The sequence below is a fragment of the Aminobacter sp. P4_H6_2 genome (genome assembly GCF_056400805.1).
In genome coordinates this window covers 1-2,203 of the sequence record NZ_JBFUKO010000791.1, presented here as the reverse complement: position 1 = coordinate 2,203, position 2,203 = coordinate 1, and the positions used below count along the sequence as shown (strand labels likewise).

1 protein-coding gene is annotated in these 2,203 nt (G+C 58.5%); it reads left to right on the top strand.

Features of this window, described 5'->3' with window-relative positions:
• Nucleotides 1-837 precede the first annotated feature (837 nt).
• On the top strand, nucleotides 838-1,086 hold the full coding sequence (locus tag AC1DUU_RS30185) for a hypothetical protein (protein WP_476786993.1): 249 nt from the start codon (nucleotides 838-840) through the stop codon (nucleotides 1,084-1,086).
• The last annotated feature ends 1,117 nt before the right edge of the window (nucleotides 1,087-2,203 follow it).

Sequence of the window (2,203 nt, the reverse complement as noted above, 5' to 3'; positions counted from 1 at the left end):
GAAAAGATGCACGGTGCCGGCCCGCTGTGACTTTAGTGAAAAGCGCCTTCACTTTATCATCGTGAAAATCAGCAAGGCTATTCAGAGCTTTACGAGCGAGCGAGGAAGCAATCGACCGCCCTCTCCCTGGCTCTCTCATCGGCCCCTGCCCGCCRATGCAGGTCCGATGGCCGATCATCAAAAGCAGACAGCCACGGGAGCGCGAAAGTGCGACCACCAGCCTCGACGCGAACCGCTTAGTCTTCAATACGGCAGCCTTCCCGGCTTATCCGTAGGCTACTTTTTGTCAATTGGAGCCGCCTGTCCAGCGATGTCATCACCATCGCAGGCGCTCGTATGCGAAARGGGGTCAACGCCCAGATTTATGCGCTGACCTGAGAGAAAGAGCGCAAAAGTGCGCCGCCGGCGCGAGCCATGGCATCACTGTCATATTGCTTGCACAGCCTGCGTTTGTCGGACGACGCGATGACCTTTGTAGAGAGGATTTCTGAGAGCATCGGCACTCCTAGAACGAAATAGGACCTGCAACTGGCGTCCACGCCTCGTCGCGAGCTTGGCAATTGGGCCGACACCAAAGAGGTGCCACTCGATATAGCAACTCCCGGCCTAAAAGCCACTTTCTGCAGCGGCGTAAGGCCGGCGCGACTTTGGAGCATCGGCCAAAGTGGAAATCGAGTATCCCATGATGCCGTTTCAGTTCATCGCACTGTGTAGCACGACAGAGGTGGGCACCAGAAGGCGTCGCCTGGGCGGCTATCGGACCCATATCTATTTTTCCGGTGGTCACGCACGCGCCTTCACCCGAAACGGACACAACTGGTCGAAGAATACACTCCGGTGCTTATCTCCATGTCCGCCCCATCAAGCGACCTGCGCGGCCTCGACGGCAACGATTTGCGCCGGCAACGATGTGAAGACTGCCACGCTAAACTGCACGAGATTGTCGGAGATCCACGATCGCATTTTTCGGCCCAGTTCAGCCTGACATTCGAAGGCTCCGGTTCCGTCGCCGAAAAGATGAGCCTAGAGGGCATCGTTTCGCAATGCATGGCGAGCGTGTACCGTGGCAGCGACAGCAAGAGCTGACTGAAAACGGACGCATATAGCAGCTGCCAATTCGTCATTGCGGCCCCGAGCAAAAACGCGGCAAGGCCCGTTCCGTGTCACAGCCGGACGTGAATGATGGCAAGATTGGTTATAGACAATCCCGGCAAGCGACAGTGGCAGTTCTGTTGGTGCCTTGACCAGCTGGTGCGTGCGCGCGCTGACATCGCCGTTGGGGCGACTAAACCGCCAATTCGACTAGTTCGCCGTCAGGCAATCGGCGCGAGACCAAGGCTAAAGTCGCTAGCCCGAATGAGGTGGACATCCATACCTGCCCTTTTGCCGGGCTCCCCCCATGAACGGTTACAACTTTCGAGCAGAGGCTGGGCGACGCCTGTCCCCTATGCGAGCGCCACGCGTCCAATCCACGGAGCTTTGTGGAGCTTGACATCCTGTTCGATGCCGACGACGGCTCGCGAGAGGACGCGGCGGCTGTGTTGTTGGCGTCTTGCGGGAAGAGGAAAGCTCGCCGCGAATTGTGTTTCCGGCACGACGTTGAACGCGATCCAATCGTCGCTCCGGATATGAGTTGGGCATTGGCTTAGCGTGTTGGCACCACCAAAAGCGGACAAGGCGTGGGTTTGAGCAAGCACTGCCGGTCACCACGATCCAACATGTCCGTGCTCCAATCTTACGTTGCGGCGCAGCACGACGCAGTCATCGTCGGAAGCAGCCGATGGACATTGGGCTCAGTCCAGTTCCCTTTTCCCGCGAGGCGGCCTTACTCAGTCCCGGAGGTTCCGTAGCCCCGCTCCCGCCCTCCGGCAAGTGTAGCGGACAACCACCTGGGCAGAGCCAAGCGTGGCACGCGGAGGCAGGTTCTCGGAAAGCTGTCACCGATGGAGCTAGCTGTGCGCCGATCGAGAACCTAGACTACCCAGAGCCGGTCGCCTTCCGCGGACTTGGCTCCTGGCGAGGTTCAGTTGCGGATTTTGGAGTCATCGTGAACTGGCAACTCATTCTCGGCTGCAAGTAATGTTGTTTTGCCGAAGAACTGGGCGGACGCAGCACCAGCCACAATACTATCGCATTCCCCCTTGGCGATTAATGCTGTGGCGCAGTTTGTGGCTGCGAACCCGGCACTTTAACGGCTCCAGAG